Origin of the sequence: Shinella sp. M31, assembly GCF_049199205.1 — a bacterium.
In the GTDB taxonomy this organism is placed as follows: Bacteria; Pseudomonadota; Alphaproteobacteria; order Rhizobiales; family Rhizobiaceae; genus Shinella.
On record NZ_JBLZPH010000148.1, the window covers coordinates 130,610 to 150,128 of the forward strand.

The following is a 19,519-nucleotide window of genomic DNA, read 5'->3' on the forward strand; positions in this document are numbered from 1 at the left end:
GTGTCTAGACGTGAGCGACGGCTCTGGCCGCACAGCGGAAACTCACAAAGTTGCCGAGACCTCCCGGTGCTATGTACACGGTAATCTTCATTTCCGCGGGCGGCCTAGACCGAACGCATAGTTGCTGCTTATGCCGTACTTTAACCAGGAACCAAATCCCCTGGCGCAAGTTCGCCTCACATCGAAATTGCGAACGGCCCATGACCAAAAAACAAGTTTTCGCTTTTCTCATGATAACGGCCGGTACCGCGGCCGCCGGCTATCTCCTTTATCACACGTTCCGCGATCATTCGGCCGGAGAGATCGTGGCGTCCCTCGAGGCCATTCCAATGGGCCATATGGCCATGGCGCTCCTTTACGCCTTTGGGTCCTATCTCTGTCTAACAGGGTTCGATTGGGTCGGCGTCCGGTCCATCGACGGCAAACTGACCTATCCCCGCATCGCACTGGCTTCCTTTATTGCCCTCTCCATCGGTCAGAGCGTCGGTCTTTCAGGGTTGAGCAGCGGGGCACTTCGCTATCGTTACTACGCCCATTGGGGCCTCGATGCGGAGAACGTCGCGAAGATCGTCCTGCTTTCGGGCGTGACCGTCGGGATGGGCATGGCAGTGCTTTCAGGCGCGGTGATGATCATCAATCCTGCTGATGCTGCTGCGGTGTTGCGCGTGAGCGAAGGCACTATCATTGTGCTCGGTGCAGGCTGCCTGACGGTGGCAGCCGCCTATCTGCTTATGGCCGCATGGCTCCGGACGCCGTTGACCATTCGCACTTGGAGCTTCCAGATGCCGCCGCTTAGGCTCGCCGCGACGCAGCTGGCGATCGGTACGATGAACTATATCTTTGTCTCCGCCTGCCTGCGCGAAGTCATGACCGCCGAGGCGAATGTCAGCTTCCTGAAGGCCGCGACCGCCTTCATGCTCGCCAACTTCGCCATCCTGATGACCCATGCGCCCGGCGGGCTCGGCGTACTGGAGGCGACGGTGCAGCATGTAATGGGTAATCAGGCCTCGGTCGGCTCGCTTGTCGCTTTCCGGATTATCTATTTCTTCATTCCGTTCCTCATCGGACTTCCTCTGGCCCTTGTCGTCGAGGCGATATTCCGCGTCCGGAAGCGGATAGCCAGGGCTTCGACTGCGTCGAAGGCACCAGTTCCAGCTCGGTGACACTGGAACTTTTTGATCGCACGAAAGTTCTCGTTGCATTGCAACAATACCGCGATGGCACACTCGCGTTTGCGAACCTTTCCCCTCGCCCCGCGGACGCCGTCCATCCTAGACCTGGTACTGTACATCATGAGCCGCCTTATCGTCGTGTCCAATCGCGTTCCCATCCCGGACAAGAAGGGTGCGGCGCCGGCCGGCGGCCTTGCGGTCGCGCTTCAATCGGCACTCGAAGCGCGCGGTGGCTTGTGGCTCGGCTGGTCGGGGCAATCCTGCGCAGAGGACAGTATCGGGCCGCTCACGATGCTTCGGGACGGGAATATCGACTACGCGTTAACGGATCTCACGGAGCGCGATGTCGAGGAATACTACCAGGGTTTTGCTAACCGGGTTCTCTGGCCAATCTGCCATTACCGCCTGGACCTAGCCGAATACGGCCGGCGCGAAATGGCCGGTTATTTCCGCGTGAACCGTTTTTTTGCCAGCCGCTTGCTGCCGCTGATCGGAGAGGACGATCTCATCTGGATCCACGACTATCACCTGATCCCGCTCGCAGCTGAACTGCGCCGGCAAGGTGTGAGGAACCGTATCGGCTTTTTCCTTCATATCCCGTGGCCCGCTCCGGACGTCTTTCTCGCCATGCCTGTCAACGACGAAATCCTGACCAGCCTGACCGCCTACGACGTGCTGGGCTTTCAGACCGAAAACGACCGTGAGAATTTCGCCGATTGCCTTGCCCGGCAAGGGCTCGGCAGCCGACTGGACAAGGACCATTTCACGGCCGGCGCTCGGTCATTCACGGCACGACCTTATCCGATAGGCATCGAGACGGAGGAATTCGCGAAACTGGCGCAGCGGGCGGCGGAAACCAGCCTGCACAAGCGCATGCTCCAAAGCCTCGACGGCAAAGGCTTGATCATCGGCGTCGATCGGCTCGACTATTCGAAGGGCATCACACAGCGTATCGATGCCTTCGAAAACTTCCTCACGCGTCATCCTGACAGTCAACGCAAGGTGACGCTTTTGCAGATCACGCCGAAATCGCGTTCGGAAGTCCCGGAATACGAGGCGATGCAGCGGGCGGTGGCCGAGCAGGCGGGTCGTGTCAACGGCGCGCTCGGCACCGTCGACTGGGTGCCGATACGCTACGTCAACCGCTCGCTGCGGCGTCCGGCACTGGCGGGCCTCTACCGCATGGCCAAGCTCGCCCTCGTCACGCCGTTGCGCGACGGCATGAACCTTGTTGCCAAGGAATTCGTCGCCGCGCAGAGTGAGGCGGATCCAGGCGTTCTTCTCCTATCGCGCTTCGCGGGCGCGGCGCACGAGTTGAAGGACGCTGTCCTTGTCAACCCCTATGACGTGGAGGGAACCGCTGAGGCGATGGCGCGGAGCTTGGCCATGCCCTTGGAGGAGCGGCGCGACCGGTGGAAAGGCATGATGAGAACTCTGCGCAGCAACAATGTCTTCAGCTGGTGCGATACATTCCTTCGCGATCTCTCAAGCGGCGAGCAAGGAGTGATCAAGAACTTCGCCTGACGTGATTGACCGCGCGTTTGCTTAAATCGCCACTGGGCGCAGTCTGTCCGCATAAGATGAGCCGCCAAGATTCTCGACAGACGAATAGGTCTCGCCCTTGCCCGTCAGCTGTGTTGACCAAAGGGTTGGCGAGGCTTGCAACAACACTCGTTGCTGCACCCGCGTAGGACGCGGTATCGATGCCGTTGCCAACTAAGAGACGGTCCGCATCGGGCCCACCAACCAGCACATCATTGCCGTCGCCGCCTTCCAGAAGATCGTTGCCACGATATCCGTAAAGCGTATCGTCGCCAGCGAGGGGCCCTGGCTCATGTTTCATGTTCGAGACCGCTTTCCGTCTCCCCCCGAAGCGATCGGATAAACGTTCCAGCTCGCCAGCGTTTCCGCTGTCGCACTATTCAATAAGCCGCTTACATCATGCGATTTGAGCGGCTTCTTTGCCGTTATAGTGCGAGCCTGATACTTGGCGATCAGGGAGCAGTGCGTTCACTCCCGGGAGCGTTTCCTGCGTCGCTTCTCGCTGGCCATGTCCATTGCGATCACGCCGGCAATAACGCAGACCGGGCCCAGCCAGGCCATCGGCATCAACGTTCTCCCAAGAACACCACGCCGAGCCCAACGCCGATCGGGACACGCATGTAGGCCTGGGCCGTCGTGCCGACCGACCCCAGCGTCTGGATGAGCCGAAAGTCGATCACGAAAGCGAGCGCCGTCGAGAAGACGGATAGGCCAAGCAGCGCGCCCAGGGATTCGCCGCTGGGAGCCAATGTCCAAGGACGATCAACGATCAACTCTGGCGGGAACGAGGAGAACCGCGCCGCAGATCATAGATCCGGCCGCCGGACGCATCGGGTCCATTCCTCGAAATTCTTCCCGAATATCGCGGCGCCCGCATAGGATACTGTGGCCGCGACGATGGCGAGCTGAGCCCAGGCTTCCTGTGCGAGACCGCCGAGCGCCTCGAAGCCGACGATGACGCAAACGCCGAGCAGGCCTGCGAACACCCCAAACAGCTTGCGGCCGGTCACCGCCTCATAACGGGTGATGAGGACGGTCAGAACGAAGGTGAAGATCGGCGAGGTCGAATTGAGGATCGTCGCGAGCCCCGCATCGGTCGTCTGCTCCGCCCAGGCGATCAACGTGAACGGATGACGCTGTTGAGGCAGGCCTGAAAGAGGAAAGCGGGCCCAGCTTGCGCGATCCTTCGGCAGAGAGACTCCGCGCGCTTCACGAGAACCACAAGCAGGCTTCCCGCAATCAGCGTTCTGGGCGCGATCAGCGTTATCGGGGGCATCGTTTCGACGCCGATCTTGATGAAGGTGTAGGACGATCCCCAGAGCGCCGACAGAAGGAGCAGCACATAGATCGGCCGTCCGGTTTGTCCGCTCGTATATCATTCAGGTCCTCCCCCACCCGTTCCTTTACGCCACCCTACCGGACGCAGAACGATAATGGTTCGATGCCGGCCGCATTGGCCGCACGTCACGGTGGGTCGGGTTTAACGTTTCGAGTGCCGCTTCCACCCGCAGGACATCGACTGGGCAGAGAGGCAGGATCGGCCGTGGTGGCGCGATGCGGCAGAAACCGAAAAGATCGGCGAGGCGTACATCACGCGAAAACTGCCGAACTCCTTGAACAGGCTCCAGAGCGGTTGGAAGGCCTAATCGAGCATCGCGCTTCTTCCCCGTCGCCTACCATCGCCGCGCGGGTCAGCGCCAGCGCCGCCGTCGGCAGCAGGCCGGCGACGAAGCTGCACCAGGCATTGCCGCCGGAAAGCAGCAATTCCGCCCCACCCAGTCACCGCTGTCGCCGATGGAAAAATCGGCGGGCCTCACAGCGCGCCGCCGCGCAAGCTCAGCGCTGACATCGCCATCAGCGGGCAGCGGCATCTTGATCGCTGCAACGCCGGGCACTTTCGCAAGCCGCGCGCCATCCACACTGCCTAACAGAATCCATTGAGCCTGAGAATCTTGTAGGCTTCGATCGTCACCGTTAGGCTGTCCTCTGTGCGACGATCACCTTGGTTCGCATCAGGATGGTGCATTTTCAGCCGTTCTTTGTAGCGGCTTTTGATTTCGTCCGGTGTCGCCTCAGATGATAGGCCGAGCGTTTCGAAAGCCTTCGCTTCCAGAACCTTGAGTTTTCGCGAGTGTAATTCTGCTCTGACGGCTCGGTTTTGCGTGGCATTTTTTCGTGAATTGATGGTCTTTGCCGTCCCTGATCGCGTCGTTGAAGGGAGCGGAACTTCCGAGGCCTGATTGACCAGTGTACCCCAGGTGCGGAGGCTGCCGCTTGCCGCTTCTCTCTGATAACGGGCAATTACAGGGTCCGAGAGCTTGGTCGTGAAGTTATACCCCTTCCCATATTCTCTCACGTGCACGGGACAGAACAGCAGATACAGTCCCTCAGCATCGGCGCCGACCGGAGCTCGGTGGCTGCCACCCTCGTCGCACCCGTCCCATTGGCATATTGGGCTATTCGTTCCGCGCTGCGGCGAGGGCTTACTGCGGATAGACCTGAGGCCAACGAAGATTTTTGAATCGGAAGTCATCGCAGCTTATAAGGCCGGCTTGCTCTACTCGGCAAGGGATGAGGGCGCGGTATTTCGAGGAGCCAAAAGGCGTGCCAGCCCGCCAATCACTTCGGTATGCTCTCCATGAGACACGGAGAAAGCATGTTTTCTCAAAGCCTAGTTGCGGGATCAAGGTTAATGTTTGATGGCGGTGCTCGGCCGGTGGGTATTCACCGGCAAGCCGGCGTCAGCTCCCGGAAGCCTCATTGAGCAAATGAATGGTATCTGGCCGCATGCATTCATCGATGTCTTTTCGCCGCGCTGTAACGGAGGGTGTCCGGATTGGACTCTAAGGCAAAAGCGTTTGCCGACGGCTCGGATAATAGAGATAGTAGCCGGCAAAAAGTTGGAGACCACTCTCCATGGATAGAAATGCAAACCGTCGGCGGCAATCCGGTTTGTTACGGTGTCTACGGTCTAGGCTCTTTCGTACACTTGGTCCGTGATCTTGTTTCATGCACAAGGTCGCGCGCGGTGGTAAGTGAAAGAGTCAGCAAGGTCGTCACAAAATTGCTCGCCCTTTTCTTGACAAGCACCTCAGTCCATTCATCGATTTCTCGAAGTATCAGATCGGTATAGATGCTGTCGACCGCGGCCTCTTCGGTGCGTTTGATATGGGGCTTGAAATTCGCCTCGCCGCCAGTGTGGTACGTGTCACGAATGACCATGCGCAGGATTTCAGCGGATGAGTGGGCGGCGGTCGGCGACTTCGTTGTTTCTGGCGTTCTTCATTCTTATCCCGATAGTGAGTGGCGTGGCGATCAGCACGACCTAGCGCGTTTGGCGATAAGATTGAATGTTGCCGACATGCGGTCGACCAACACCTTGGCAAGACGCGCCTCTCGCAGCCTGGGGTCTTGGCAGCCCGCGCCTGAACAACGGAATCGAGCCCTTCCACCGCGTTGTTCTTGGCAAGAATTTTGTACGGAATCACACGAAAAAGGCACGCAATCGCTTCAGAAATTGCGCGCCTTCATCCCGGATGCCTTTTGGAGGGGGCTTCTAACAACCAAGATAACGTGCCCTCGCCTGCCGTCAACCGCCGTTCTTGGTCATATGCCTATGCTGATCAAGTCGCGGCAGTCTGAGCCTGATGCGCTGCCCGTGCGCCCAATTTGTCGCATGATCTTCGAAATCGAACGTGTCACGCGTTTCGTTGTCACCTTCGATTATGACGACAACCCATTTCTTGTTTTGTTCAAGAAGCTGAACTGCGTTCACCGCACACCGCCTTTCCTCCAGAAGCACCGCCCTGAGCAGTATGCTGCGGATAAACGAATGATAGGCGCCTGGTGCGACAAGTCGATGAATTGTTCCAGCCGCGACAAAAATTTATTATTTGCGACATTGCTAATGGATGCGAAAAAAAGAACCCGGCTCTCGCGAATTCGGCCTTTCACATCGCGGCATCGGTGCTGCCGACAACGACAACTCGCTTCCCTCCGGCGCGCAGAAGACGGGCAGCTTGGCGAGCGGCTCCCTGCGAGCTTCATTCCGCTGCGGCTGCGAGACATCCATCGACGATCCCCCTGATCTCCGCGCGGCACGAGCCGCAATTGGTTCCGGCATTCAGCGCCTTGCCGACAGCTTCGACGCTGTCGCAGCCGCCACGCACTGCGGCGACGATCTGGTTGACGCCGACGCCGAAGCAGGAACAGACGGTCGCGCCGGGGTCCGGGGTGTTCGCACCCGCCCGGCCGGCGACGATCGCGTAGCGCTTGCGCAGGTTGGCGTGTTCGGCGGTGAGCTGGGCGATCGCCCAGTTGCGGGCGACGGCGACGGGTTCGCGCGCCAGGAAGAAGGCAGCGAGAAGCCTTGTGCCGTCGAAGAAGGCGAACCTGACATCGCCTGTCTGCGCGTCCGCATAGCCGAGCGGCTCGACGCCGTCGGGGATGGCGAAGGTGTGGCGGCACCAGTCCGCCCAGTGCTCGACCGGCGCAGCAAAAGCGAGTTCCAGCCGCCAGCCGCCATCGGCCTTGGCGAGCGCCCAGTAGGCCGCATCCGGCTCGGCCGGCTTTGCCTGCGAGACGGTGAAAGCATAGTGCTGCGCCTTGAACCGCCGGGCCGCGACCCCGATGTTTTTCGATGCCGGCTGACCGGAGAAACGGTCGGTGATAGCAGGCACGACGGCATCGATGCGGGCCTTGGCGGCAAAGTGATCGTTCCAGTGCATGGGCGCGAAGACGCTGCCGCGCGCCTGCCGCTCGGTGATCAGTGCGCGCACCACCGCACTGCCAAGCGGGCTTTCGATCTCGACAAGGCCCGCATTTCCGACGCCGATCTCTATGGCATCACGCGGATGCAGTTCCGCGAAGGGTTCGGCGATGTGGGACGACAGGCGCGCGCTTTTTCCCGTGCGCGTCATGGTGTGCCACTGGTCGCGGATACGGCCGGTGTTCAGCGTGAAGGGATAGTCGGGAGTAGTCCGGTCGGTTTCGGCGGGCTCGACCGCCACGAAGCGCGCCTTGCCATCCGCATGGTAAAAGCCGCCGTCGGCGAAGAAACGGCTTTCCGCACGCCCCTGCCCCGCCGGCTGCGGCCATTGGAAGGGGGCAAGCGCATCATAATCATCCCGCCCGATGCCCTGATAGGCACCGATGTCGAAATCTCGGCGGCCCCAGTTTTCGAAAGCCGAGAGGGTGGCATGTTCGGAGAAGATGTCTGCGGGTGTCTCATAGGCGAAAGCCTCCGCAAAACCCATGCGGCGGGCGACTTCGGCCAATTGCCACCAGTCCGCCCGTGCCGCACCTGGCGCTGCGAGGAAAGCACGCTGGCGGGAAATGCGGCGCTCGGAATTGGTGACGGTCCCGCTCTTCTCCCCCCAGCCGAGCGACGGCAGCAGGACATGGGCGTGGCGGGCGGTATCCGTCTCCCTGAGGATGTCGGAAACGACAAGGAAGGGACAGGCCTTGATTGCCGCCTCCACGGCACCGGCATCGGGCATTGAGACGACTGGGTTGGTCGCCATTATCCACAGAGCCTTGATGCGCCGGTCCGCCACAGCCTGAAAGAGATCGACGGCCTTGAGGCCCGGCTTTTCCGCGATGACGGGCGAGGCCCAGAAACGCTGCACCCGGCCGCGGTCTTCGGCGCTTTCGAGGGCCATGTGGGCGGCCAGCATGTTGGCGAGACCGCCGACCTCGCGGCCGCCCATGGCGTTGGGCTGCCCCGTGAGCGAGAACGGCCCCATGCCCGGCCTTCCGATCCGGCCGGTGGCGAGGTGGCAATTGAGGATCGCGTTGACCTTGTCGGTACCGGATGAGGACTGGTTGACGCCCTGGCTGTAGCAGGTCACGACCTTCTCGGTCGTCGTGAACAATCGGTAGAATTCGCGAAGCTGCATCGCCGGAAGCCCCGTCCGCTCCAGCACTTCGCGGAAGGAAACGCCCGCGGCCATCGCAAAAGCTTCCGCAAAGTCCGACGTATGCGCCGCCACATAGTTCTGGTCGACGGCATTGCTCGACACGATATGGGAGAACAGCCCGACAAACAGCGCCACATCCGTATCGGGGCGGATCGCCAGATGCAGGTCGGCAATATCGGCCGTCATGGTGCGGCGTGGATCGACGACGACGACCTTCATGCTCGGTCGCCGCTCTTTGGCCGCGGCGACGCGCTGGTAGAGTACGGGGTGGCACCAGGCGAGGTTGGAACCGGTTAGGATGACGAGATCCGCCAGCTCCAGGTCCTGATAGGTCCCCGGCACCGTATCCGATCCGAAGGCGCGGCGGTGGCCGGCGACAGAGGAGGACATGCAGAGCCGGGAATTCGTGTCGATATTGGCCGAGCCGAAAAAACCCTTCATTAGCTTGTTGGCGACGTAGTAATCCTCCGTCAGCAGCTGCCCGGAGACATAGAACGCCACGGAATCGGGGCCGTGCGCGGCAATCGCCGCGGCGAAACTTGCCGCGACGAGGTCGAGCGCTCTGTCCCAGGATGCCGCCTCGCCACCGATCTCGGGATGCAGGATGCGCCCGTCGAGATCGATCGTCTCAGCAAGCGCCGACCCCTTCGAGCAGAGCCGGCCATAGTTCGACGGATGCTCCGGATCGCCCTTGACGGAGACGGCGCCGTCTTCCGCGACCGTCGCGATGACGCCGCAGCCGACGCCGCAATAAGGGCAGGTTGTCTTGACCGCCTTTTCCATCTTATTCGGCCGCCACCATCAGGCTTTCGAGCGCGATGAATAGCGCGCCGCCGTCATTCTTCAGCGCGATCGTCTTCACCGCGCCCTCGTCCGCACCGAGCGCCTTGCCGGTCTCCAGCGAGATCACCCAATTGTGCAGCGGGCAGGTCACGGCCTTAGCATGAACGATGCCCTGGCTCAGCGGCCCGCCCTTGTGCGGGCAATGGTCCTCGATGGCGAAAACCTCGTTTTCCGCGGTGCGGAACACCGCGATCCTGCCTTGCGGGGTTTTCACGCAGCGCGCGCCGCGCAGCGGAATGTCGGCAATGTTTCCGATGGCAAACCAGTTCATGTCCGACCTCCTATTCCGCTGCCTGTCCGTGCTCGATGGTCGCCATCGGCCGGAATTCATGTTTGTCCTTGCCGGAGACACGCTCCGACCAGGGATCGACCTGAGCGAATTTCTGGGAGAAGACGAAGCGGTCGTAATAGGCCTTGCGCTTCATCGCATCGCCGATGATCTGGCGGCGGATCTCGTCAAGCCCGATGCGTTTCGCCCATTTGTAAATGCGCTCGAGATAACGCGCCTGTTCGCGATACATCTGTGTCAGCGCCACGATATGCTCCAGCGCCTCGTCCTCGCTCTTCACCAGGCCGAGCACCTCCGTGCCCTTGATGTCGAGTCCGGCGGCACCCGCAAAATGGATCTCGAAACCGCTGTCGACGCAGATTACGCCGATATCCTTGCAGGTCGCTTCCGCGCAGTTTCGCGGACAGCCGGAAACGGCGAGCTTCAGCTTGGCCGGCGTCCAAGAACCCCACATGAACTTTTCGATGCGGATGCCGAGGCCGGTGGAATCCTGCGTGCCGAAGCGGCACCAATCGGAGCCGACGCAGGTTTTGACCGTGCGCAGGCCTTTCGCATAGGCTTGGCCGGAGATGAAGCCGGCCTTGCCGAGATCGGCCCAGACGGCAGGAAGGTCCTCCTTCTCGATGCCGAGCAGGTCGATGCGCTGGCCGCCGGTGACCTTCACAAGAGGGATCTCGAACTTGTCGACCACATCAGCGATGGCGCGCAATTCGCCGGAATTGGTCACGCCGCCCCACATGCGCGGCACGACGGAATAGGTGCCGTCCCTCTGGATATTGGCGTGCACACGCTCGTTGATGAAGCGAGACTGGTAGTCGTCGGCATAATCGTCCGGCCAGTCGCAGACGAGGTAGTAGTTCAGCGCCGGGCGGCATTTTGCACAGCCGCAGGAGGTCTTCCATTCCAGTTCCTGCATGACGGCCGGAATGGCTTTCAACCCCTTCGCCTTGATTAGGCGGCGCACGTCGTCATGGCCGAGATCGGTGCAGCCGCACATCGGCTGCACGGCCGCGGGATTGTAGCCGTCACCAAGCGTCAGCGTCATAAGCTGTTCGACGAGGCCGGTGCAGGAACCGCAGGAGGCCGATGCCTTGGTGTGCGCGCGCACCTCGTCGAGCGCGGTCAGGCCCTTTTGCGTGATGGTCGAGACGATCCTGCCCTTGCAGACGCCGTTGCAGCCGCAGATTTCCGCATCATCCGGCAAGGCTGCAACGGCCGCCATAGGGTCCAGCGGAGCGCCCCCCTGATAGGCCTGGCCGAAGATCAGCGTCTCGCGCATTTCGGAAATATCGGTCTGTTTCTTCTTGAGGTCGTTGAACCAGGCGCCATCGGCGGTTTCACCGTAGAGCACCGTGCCGATGATTTTGTTGCCTTTCAGCACCAGCCGCTTGTAGACGCCGGCCGAGGCATCGCGCAGCACAATCTCCTCGCGGTCGTCGCCATCGGCGAAATCCCCCAGCGAGAAGAGCTCAATGCCGGTCACCTTCAGCTTGGTCGGCGTATCCGAATGCACGAAGGCAGCGCCTTGCTCGCCGGCAAGATGAGAGGCGGTAACACGCGCCATCTCATAGAGTGGCGCGACGAGGCCATAGATCATGCCGCCCACTTCCGCGCATTCGCCGAGCGCCCATATGCTGCCGTCGGAGGTCTGCATGCCGTGATCGACGACGATGCCACGATTAATGGCAAGGCCGGCCTCCCTGGCAAGCCCGACGCTCGGGCGGATGCCGACGGCCATGACGACGAGGGTTGCCGGGATGATGCGGCCATCGTCCAGCTCGATTCCTTCGACCTTGCCGTTACCGATAATGGCCTTGGTGTTGGCCTTGCAAATGATCTTGATGCCGCGCCCTTCGAGCTCCTTCTGCAGGAGATAACCGGCGGCCGGGTCGAGCTGGCGGTCCATCAGGGTCGGCATTACATGGAGCACCGTGACATCCATGCCGCGCCCGGCAAGGCCGGCGGCCGCTTCCAGGCCGAGCAGGCCGCCGCCTATGACCACCGCCTTCTCGCGCGACTGGGCGGCGAGCAGCATAGCCTGCACGTCATCGAGGTCGCGGTAAGTGATGACGCCCGGCAGGTCCTTGCCCGGCACCGGCAGGATGAAGGGCACGGAGCCGGTGGCGATAACCAGCTTGTCGTAGCTCTCGGTCACGCCGTGATCGGACGTGACCGTCTTGGCATCCCGGTCGATGGCGACGATGCGATGGCCCTTGTAGAGCGTGATGCCGTGCTTGATGTACCAGCCGTCGCCGTGGATGATGATCTCTTCATAATCCTTCTCGCCCGACAGCACCGGTGAGAGCATGATGCGGTCGTAGTTGACGCGCGGCTCGGCGTTGAAAATGGTGACCGCGTACTGACCCGGTGCCTTTTCGAGGAGATGCTCCAGCATGCGCCCCGGCGCCATGCCATTGCCGATGATGACGAGTTTCTCGGTCATGGTATTTCCTTGCGATTATGCTGCGAGGGCGGAGATGGACGCGCGCTCCATCTGGCGGATGGAGAGGTGCATCCAGGTGAGCGAGACGGCGACGACGGCGAAGAGCAGCAGGAAACAGCTCGACCAGAGGCCGGTCGCATCCTTGAGCAGGCCAAAGGCGATGGGCAGGACGAAGCCGCCGAGCCCGCCGACCATGCCGACGATACCGCCGACCGGGCCGACGCTATCGGGATAATAAACCGGGATATGCTTGTAGACAGCGGCCTTGCCGAGGCTCATGACGAAGCCGAGCACGAAGACCACGACGATGAAGACGGCGGGCGTGATGCCCGACGGCAGCGAGAGGATGAGCGTCGCAACGGCCGAGACGGCGAACATGCCGTACATGACGGAACGCGCGCCCTTGCGATCCGATAACACGCCGCCAAGCGCGCGAAAGATGCTGCCCGGAATAGAATAGGCGGCGGCGACCATGCCGGCGGTGGCGATGTCGAAACCGTAGACGCCGACGAGATAACGCGGCAGCCACAGCGCGAGCGCCACGAACCCACCGAAGGCAAAGAAGTAATAGAGCGAGAAGCGCCAGACCTGGGCCTTCTTCAGCGGGGCGAATTCATCCCGCAGGCTGCGCTTCGCCGCCTTGTTTTCGCGGCGGTTCTTGAAGCCCGGATCGTCGCTCGAGGTGAACCAGAAGAGGCAGGCAGTGAAGAACAACGCGGCCGCCCAGATTTCCGCAACCATCTGCCACCCGGCCGCGACGAGCACGAAGGGCGCGACAAATTTTGTGAGGGCGGCGCCGACATTGCCCGCGCCGAAGATGCCGAGCACAGTGCCCTGCTTTTGCGCCGGGAAGAACGGCGAGACATAGGCCACGCCGACGGCGAAGGACCCGCCGGCAAGCCCCACGCCGAGACCGGCCAACAGCATCTGCGGGAAGGTCGTGGCGTGCGACAGCAGGAGCGTCGAAAACGCCGCCGCCAGCATGGTCAGGGTATAGACAAGGCGGCCGCCGAAGCGCGGCGTCCACACGCCGAGCAGGATGCGCACCAGCGATCCCGTCAGGATCGGGGTGCCCACGAGCAGGCCGAACTGGGCTTCCGACAGACCGAGGTCGTCCTTGATGCGGATACCGATGATCGCAAAGATCGTCCAGACGGCGAAACAGATGGTGAAGGCGAAGGTGGACATCCAGAGCGCGACGGCGGGTTCGCGCGGGGATGAGGGCTGCTTGATCTCAGACATGGCTTCTCCGAGGCCCGACAAGGTCGTGCCGCTCCATCTAGGGGGTGGAAAACAAAAAGCCGCTGGCCAGGCGCAGCCGCACGGTCTCTCCATGCGGACGCAATCCTGATCAGCGGCTTTGCTGGTGAGGCGCCCGTCGTTGGACGCCGATATGGTGGCCCGAGAGCCTGAACCTTAAAAAGCAATCAGCGTGCCAGTTTCAACAAGCCATTGATTAATAAAGAAAATAGGAATTCCTCAGCCGCCCTTATCCAGGGACGGCTTCCAGCTTGTGCAAGGCGAAGCCACTTTTTGTGCAGTGCGCATAAATTAAGCGCCATCCGTCAGCCGGTAGACTGCGCGGCGATATAGGCCTCGACATCATCGGGGTCGAAGCGCCCGCCATCAAAGAAGCCATCCGGCCCTAGCGTCAGCGCGCCGGAAGAGCCGACCGGCGTTGCAACCGTCAGCGCGCCCTCGACCTTGGCGCTGGCAGACGGCATGGCAATGTCGAGATCCTTTAGCGCGGCTCGGTAGATGTCGGGACGATAGGTCGCCGCCGCGATGCGCTGGCGCTGCGCGGTGTGTTCGATCTGCCGCCAGCGAACCATCTGGGTGTAGAACCACAGGGCATGGCTTTTCCATGGAAAGGTCGCCGCCCTGGCATTCGGCACGAAAAAGTCGCCGATGGACCGCACCACGCCGCCGCCGACCGGTAGATGGCCGCTGAGCGCCGGTAGAAGCAGTTCCATATCGCGCCCGACATAGACGGGCTGTGCCAAAAGCGTGGCGAGCGCCGCGTGATTTTCCCGCTGGGCGCACCATAGCGAAGCCTGATGCAGCGCCACAAGAAGTGCTGCCAGCGCTTCCGGGTTGGCCGCACCCCAGCGCGCATTGACGCCCAGCACCTTCTCCGGGCTCGACCGCCAGATCGCCGCCTTGACGGTCGCAAGATGCCCACTGCGGCGCAGCACGCCGAAAGTGTTCCAAGGCTCGCCCGCGCAATAGCCGTCAATCACCTCCTCGGCCAGCGCATCGCCCATGTCCGGCGGCGGCAGCACGACGATGTCGATATCGCGGTCCGGATCGATGCCGCTTGCCGAGAGCCAATAGCGCAGTTCGTAATTGTGCCCGGAATAGGGATGCACGACGCCGAAGCGCAGCGGCGCGCCCGTTCGTGACGCGATCGCCTCCCGAAGTGCGGCACCGTTCGCTTGCGCGTCGAGATTATCCGTCGCCCCCCTGTCCACCATCGCCTGCCAGAGCGCCGGCGAGACCGTGACAGCATTGCCACCGAGACCGAGCGCCATCGGCACGATCATCTCGGGCGCGGGAACGTTCAGGCCGAGATTTCCGGCGATCGGCATGGGGCCGAGAATATGCGCGACATCGATATGGCGCACCGCGAGCCGGTCGCGGATGCTGGCCCAGGAGCGTTCGCGCAGCAGGGTCAGCGCGATCCCCTGCTCCTCGGCAAAGCCCATTTCGTGGGCGACGACGAGGAGCGCGCTGTCAAGCAGCGGCACGAAACCGGCGGTGATGGCGTGGCGCGTCGTCATTCCGCTCCTCCGGGATCGAGCAAGCCGGCTGCCGTGACGAGACTTTGCGCGATCTCTGCGATCTTGCGGTTCTGGTTCATCGCGGTGCGGCGCAGAAGGGCATAGGCCTCGTCCTCCGACAGGCCGCGGGAGCGCATCAGAAGCCCCTTCGCTCGGTCGATGACCTTGCGGTTCTCCAGTTCGCCGCGCGTTTCTTCTAGTTCGCGGTTGAGGCGGGAAAAGGCGTTGAAACGGCTGATCGCCATTTTCAGAATGGGACGCACGCGCTCCTGCTTCAGCCCGTCGACAATATAGGCCGAGACGCCCGCCTCGACCGCCGCCTCGATAGAGGCCTCATCGGATTTGTCCACGAACATGGCGATGGGTCGTTTCACCGCACGCGATAACTGGAACATGCTCTCCAACATGTCTCGGTTCGGGTTTTCCAAATCGATGACGATAATGTCGGGATTTAGATCAGAAATGCGACGCGCAAGGCCATGCATGGCGTCTATCACCGTGACGTGGTCATAACCGGCATCCCGCAGCCCGTCCTCGATGATGGCTGCGCGGATACGATTCTCATCGATGACAAGGACATTCAGTCCGCTCCGTTTCATGCCAAGACCGTAATGACCCCACGCCGCCGGATTGCTGCATCGTCATTTTGCAATGCAACAACTTGGAGACAAGATCAAGCCGTGCTTACACATGCCATTATTAGCTCTTGCTGGTATGAACCGGCCCCTCCGCAGCGCGCCTGCGCGCCGGGAAATCCGACTTCGTCGGCATCTCAACATTATCGATAACCCGTTTTTCGGTGAACGCGTCAGCTTCCTACGGGCGGCGGACGACGAATCCGGCGGCTCGACGCTGCTCGCGACAGCTCTGACAAGTTTGTCCGACAGGAAAAGCTCTTCGCGGCCATGTTGGCGCAAGGTGTCGGCAGCGTCCATGACGTCGTCGATAGCGAGGGCGCCTTCATCGCAGTCGATGATGAAAAGCCCTGCTAACCCGTCGCCGCCTTCGATAAAGGCCGCGCTCGATCGCCTTGTTCGTTTTTTTCACACGGAAGCGGCGTGACTCACGCGTGACGAAAAGCAAGGTTTCGGCCCTGCGGGACCAGCAGCGCGGAGCCGCCGTATTGCATCCCGCATTGGTTGGAATAAGGTTTTCGGATTGGGCGGGGATAAGCTGGCGATGACGCACACGTACTTCATTGAGAAGCGTTTCCACGATGAGGGGGAGCCTTTGCGGCTGCGCCTTGCTGTGCCCCGGATGGACGAGCGATATGGCACAAAGAACCTTCTCTCCTCCGCGATTGGCGATTATCTGCTCTCACTCGGGCTGCTTCAGGAATGCGGTAACGATCCGCCGCTTAAGAGACTGACCGCTCGTTCGGCGGATGCGCCGGCTCTCACCGACTGAAGACGACAGTCATCCCATACTGATACTCATAGTCAGCCTGCCGGAAAACAGTTGGCGGTGTTCGTCCTTCGCATTTCAAAAGGCACCGGCGGTGCTGATCGCGCGGCCATCTCCTGTCCTCAATCGCCGGCGAGCGAAACGGTGGCGATGCGGCTGCCGCGGAAAACCTCGTGGAAGGTGGCCGAAGGGATCGGCTCGTCGAAATCCTTGTAGAGGCAGCGCGCCTCCACCACGATGTCATAGCCGATAGTCGCCGCGTTCTCGCTGAGGGTCAACGACGGCAGGAAGCCGTTCCATACCTCGCCGTCGCAGTGGAAGGGCAGAGCCTGCGGCCGCTCCTTCTGTGGCACCGCGATCTCCTCGGCCAGATCTGCCGTCCACTGCGGCGCGTCCGTCTCGCATGCATCGGTGCAACGCGCCAGGGCCGCCTGCCCGTCGCCGGTCAGCATTGCGATATGAGGCCGACCGTCCTTGTCCAGGACAAGGTCCGTTCCCTCGCCTATGCCTTTGCCGGGGTTAACGGCATTGGCCGACCAGCCGTCCTCGGTGTCGCATTTCTCGTTGCACCAGGCATAAAGAAGCTGGTGCGCAAGCCCTTCGACTTCCGTGCCGTCTCCGGCGAAGAGGGCAAGGCGTGGCGTGCCCTCTGGCGTGAAGGCGAGGTCCCAGGTCGGGCTGGGGATGGATCCGCCGCCCTGTTGCACGATGAAGGTCCGCCGCCAGCTGGCCTTGTCGGTGCAAGCAGCTTCGCAGCCGTAATAATAGAGACCCTGCTTCAGCGGGGTGCCGTGTTCGTCGAACGGATAGAGACCGGCCACCACGCCCATCGCCCCGTTCTTGGCCACCGCCAGCGCCGGCTTGCTGAACGATTCAGTGCTGTAGCCGACATGCAGGGCAAGGTCGGTTTCGGTCCAGTTCTTGCGCTCGGTGCAACCGCCGTCACAGACCATGACGAAAGCGCCATAATGGTCTGGTTCGATGATATAGTTGCCGTCCGTATAGACGAAGCGCGGATTGCCCTTTCTGTCGAGGACGAAGGTGCGGTCCGGCACGCGCGGCGTCAGCGCGTCGCTGATGAGGTTATCGCCGCTTTCGGCGATGCGCGTGATGGTCCAGTTGTCCGCATTTGCGCAGTCCGCATCGCACTCGCCGTAGGAATAGGTTCGGTTATAGTTCGTCTCTCCGCTCGGCGGTCGGGCGACGACATAGAGGCGCGGATTGCCTTCCGGCGTCACGGCAAGCTGTAGCTTGATCGCACTCGGGAAGGCGATGGTCGCAACCGACCAGTGTTCCAGGCTTGTGCCGCAATCGACGCCCTCGCAGACGCCGTAGTAGATCTCGTCCTTCGTCTTGCCGTCATAACCGGTGAAGGCCATATGCGAGCGGCCGTCGGCGCCGCGCGCAAGCACAATGCTGGAGGATTCCTGTCCCGGCGCGGGAAAGAAACCGCCGGTCTCGAAGGCCGAAGAGCTGTCGCAGGAAACCAGAAGAAGGGAGAGGAGAGAGACGGCCGAGACCGCCGCGAACGTCCTGAACATGATGCCGAAATGCCTGTCGACTATGGTTGCGAATGCCGGAGATAACGGCCCATGGCCTTGGTGTATTCTCACTCGATGCACATAGGTTCGTTACAGACAAGAACCCCGATGCGTTCGCGACGGAGTTCATTCGATAGGTTGGTTGCGGGGCTGGCGGCCGGTAAGCTCGCGAAGCTTCCATCCTTGTGTCTTTCGCAAGCGCCTCGACGCGGTGACCGGCATCCGGCGCTTCCTGTCACTTCATCGTGTGAATCGGCGTCTTCATTACGTGAAGATGGAGCTTTTGGCGCCGCCCTTGAAACTGGAAATCACCGAAAATAAATTTCTCATGGCGCTCGATTTTGAGCGCCATCCTTGTTGATCACCAACGTTTTCAGTGAGGTAGAGATGAACTCGAAAGTTTTCGATCGGCCGGTTTATATTCTGGAACGCAAAGAACTGGTTCGCGAAGTGGCCTGTCTGGGCGACGCCATCGATCTTCTGGAGGAATGGCCGCAACACGATCGCGACCTGGTTCATGATGCAACCTTGAAGACCTGCTACATGGCCTGGGATGGGCACAAGCCGTTGAAGGTTGCGCGCGACGCCATTCGGTCCTTCGCGAAGAGGAAGGGCATCCTGGTAAAGGCGCCCAGCGTTCAGCCATGGATGATCAAGCCGGGATCGGGCGGCGGCCGCATAATGGCCTGAGCGAGGCACATCGCAGAGGCCGCAATGGCGGCCTCTCTCGGTCGCCGCCTATGGGAATTCCGGTCTTTGGCAATGCCGGCTCAATTGTATGCTCATCGGATTGGTCCAGATAGGAAGCCAAAACCTACAGGGGATGGCAGCGGAATGAACACAAGGGAAAGGATCGCGGCGGATCTTGGGGGGCTGGGTGTCCAGTGCGGTGATCTCATCATGGTTCACGCATCGCTGAAGGCGATCGGCCCCGTTTATGGAGACGCCGCATCGGTGGTTTCTGCGCTACGCGACGCCATCGGCATCACTGGAAACTTGATGGGATACGCCTCGTGGGACCGATCGCCCTATGAAGAAACACTCAATGGCGCTCGGATGGATGCGGAACGGCGACACCGATGGCCGCCGTTCGACCCGGCCACATCAGGGACATATCGCGGCTTCGGCCTCCTGAACCAATTCCTCCTCCAGACACCCGGCGCCCGGCGAAGCGCACACCCGGATGCCTCGATGGTCGCGATAGGGCCTCTGGCCGGCACTCTGACGCAGCCTCACGAACTCGGACAGGCTTTCGGCCCTGGATCGCCGCTGGAGCGTTTTGTCGGACACGGTGGAAAGGTCCTGTTGCTCGGAGCACCGCTCGATTCCGTTACCGTCCTGCACTACGCCGAGGCCATCGCCCGCATCCCGAACAAACGACGCGTGACCTACGAAATGCCGATCCGCAGCGAGGACGGCGGAGTGAGGTGGAAACGTGCCGAAGACTTCGACTCCAACGGCATTCTCGATTGTTTCGCCATTGAAGGAGAGCCCGACGCTGTCGAAACGATTGCCAATGCCTATGTCAAGCTGCAGCGTCATCGGGAAGGCCCGGTCGGTGACGCACAATGCTATTTATTCGATGCG

Annotated in this window: 15 protein-coding genes and 3 pseudogenes; 6 read left to right on the forward strand and 12 right to left on the reverse strand. The window is 61.4% G+C overall.

Features of this window, described 5'->3' with window-relative positions:
• Window positions 1-200 precede the first annotated feature (200 nt).
• On the forward strand, window positions 201-1,163 hold the full coding sequence (locus ACOZKU_RS24180; protein WP_421581016.1) for a lysylphosphatidylglycerol synthase transmembrane domain-containing protein: 963 nt from the start codon (window positions 201-203) through the stop codon (window positions 1,161-1,163).
• Window positions 1,164-1,292: 129 nt separating this feature from the next.
• Window positions 1,293-2,696, forward strand: a complete 1,404-nt coding sequence (gene otsA, locus ACOZKU_RS24185; protein ID WP_421581051.1) for an alpha,alpha-trehalose-phosphate synthase (UDP-forming) — start codon at window positions 1,293-1,295, stop codon at window positions 2,694-2,696.
• Here the strand turns inward: otsA and ACOZKU_RS24190 are convergent.
• The 5 genes and pseudogenes from ACOZKU_RS24190 to ACOZKU_RS24210 all read right to left on the reverse strand — a co-directional run bounded on the left by ACOZKU_RS24190 (window position 2,680) and on the right by ACOZKU_RS24210 (window position 6,220).
• The gene (locus ACOZKU_RS24190; protein WP_421581017.1) at window positions 2,680-3,015 is read right to left on the reverse strand and encodes a hypothetical protein; all 336 of its coding nucleotides are present in this window, start codon (window positions 3,013-3,015) and stop codon (window positions 2,680-2,682) included. The two genes, otsA and ACOZKU_RS24190, sit on opposite strands and share 17 nt — an antisense overlap.
• 167 nt (window positions 3,016-3,182) lie before the next feature.
• Window positions 3,183-4,062: pseudogene (locus ACOZKU_RS24195) on the reverse strand (DMT family transporter).
• A 576-nt stretch (window positions 4,063-4,638) separates the two neighbouring features.
• Window positions 4,639-5,247: a J domain-containing protein gene (locus ACOZKU_RS24200; protein WP_421581018.1), complete on the reverse strand. Its 609-nt coding sequence runs from the start codon at window positions 5,245-5,247 to the stop codon at window positions 4,639-4,641.
• A gap of 474 nt (window positions 5,248-5,721) precedes the next feature.
• Window positions 5,722-5,945: pseudogene (locus ACOZKU_RS24205) on the reverse strand (hypothetical protein).
• An 84-nt stretch (window positions 5,946-6,029) separates the two neighbouring features.
• A pseudogene (locus ACOZKU_RS24210) lies at window positions 6,030-6,220 on the reverse strand (hypothetical protein).
• A gap of 110 nt (window positions 6,221-6,330) precedes the next feature.
• On the opposite strand from ACOZKU_RS24210, the gene ACOZKU_RS24215 reads away from it, so the two are divergent.
• Window positions 6,331-6,801: a hypothetical protein gene (locus ACOZKU_RS24215; RefSeq protein ID WP_421581019.1), complete on the forward strand. Its 471-nt coding sequence runs from the start codon at window positions 6,331-6,333 to the stop codon at window positions 6,799-6,801.
• Here ACOZKU_RS24215 and ACOZKU_RS24220 read toward each other — a convergent pair.
• From ACOZKU_RS24220 to ACOZKU_RS24245, 6 genes are all read right to left on the reverse strand, one after another.
• Window positions 6,758-9,415, reverse strand: coding sequence for a molybdopterin-dependent oxidoreductase (locus ACOZKU_RS24220; protein ID WP_421581020.1), 2,658 nt, complete (start codon window positions 9,413-9,415; stop codon window positions 6,758-6,760). The two genes, ACOZKU_RS24215 and ACOZKU_RS24220, sit on opposite strands and share 44 nt — an antisense overlap.
• Before the next feature lies 1 nt (window position 9,416).
• Window positions 9,417-9,746: a nitrite reductase small subunit NirD gene (gene nirD, locus ACOZKU_RS24225; protein WP_421581021.1), complete on the reverse strand. Its 330-nt coding sequence runs from the start codon at window positions 9,744-9,746 to the stop codon at window positions 9,417-9,419.
• Between the two features lie 10 nt (window positions 9,747-9,756).
• Window positions 9,757-12,207, reverse strand: coding sequence for a nitrite reductase large subunit NirB (nirB, locus tag ACOZKU_RS24230; protein WP_421581022.1), 2,451 nt, complete (start codon window positions 12,205-12,207; stop codon window positions 9,757-9,759).
• Window positions 12,208-12,222: 15 nt separating this feature from the next.
• Complete coding sequence (locus ACOZKU_RS24235) at window positions 12,223-13,449, reverse strand: MFS transporter (protein WP_421581023.1); 1,227 nt, start codon at window positions 13,447-13,449, stop codon at window positions 12,223-12,225.
• A 323-nt stretch (window positions 13,450-13,772) separates the two neighbouring features.
• On the reverse strand, window positions 13,773-14,987 hold the full coding sequence (locus ACOZKU_RS24240) for a CmpA/NrtA family ABC transporter substrate-binding protein (protein WP_421581024.1): 1,215 nt from the start codon (window positions 14,985-14,987) through the stop codon (window positions 13,773-13,775).
• Window positions 14,984-15,586, reverse strand: coding sequence for an ANTAR domain-containing response regulator (locus tag ACOZKU_RS24245; RefSeq protein ID WP_421581025.1), 603 nt, complete (start codon window positions 15,584-15,586; stop codon window positions 14,984-14,986). Before ACOZKU_RS24245 ends, ACOZKU_RS24240 begins: the two co-directional genes overlap by 4 nt.
• 559 nt (window positions 15,587-16,145) lie before the next feature.
• Here ACOZKU_RS24245 and ACOZKU_RS24250 point away from each other — a divergent pair.
• Complete coding sequence (locus tag ACOZKU_RS24250; protein WP_421581026.1) at window positions 16,146-16,394, forward strand: hypothetical protein; 249 nt, start codon at window positions 16,146-16,148, stop codon at window positions 16,392-16,394.
• A gap of 119 nt (window positions 16,395-16,513) precedes the next feature.
• On the opposite strand, the gene ACOZKU_RS24255 is transcribed toward ACOZKU_RS24250, so the two are convergent.
• Complete coding sequence (locus ACOZKU_RS24255) at window positions 16,514-17,932, reverse strand: hypothetical protein (protein ID WP_421581027.1); 1,419 nt, start codon at window positions 17,930-17,932, stop codon at window positions 16,514-16,516.
• Window positions 17,933-18,319: 387 nt separating this feature from the next.
• On the opposite strand from ACOZKU_RS24255, the gene ACOZKU_RS24260 reads away from it, so the two are divergent.
• Window positions 18,320-18,622: a DUF982 domain-containing protein gene (locus tag ACOZKU_RS24260; RefSeq protein ID WP_421579146.1), complete on the forward strand. Its 303-nt coding sequence runs from the start codon at window positions 18,320-18,322 to the stop codon at window positions 18,620-18,622.
• 144 nt (window positions 18,623-18,766) lie between these two features.
• Window positions 18,767-19,519 (forward strand): aminoglycoside 3-N-acetyltransferase (aac(3), locus tag ACOZKU_RS24265; protein WP_421581028.1); only part of this gene is annotated, 753 nt, incomplete at its 3' end.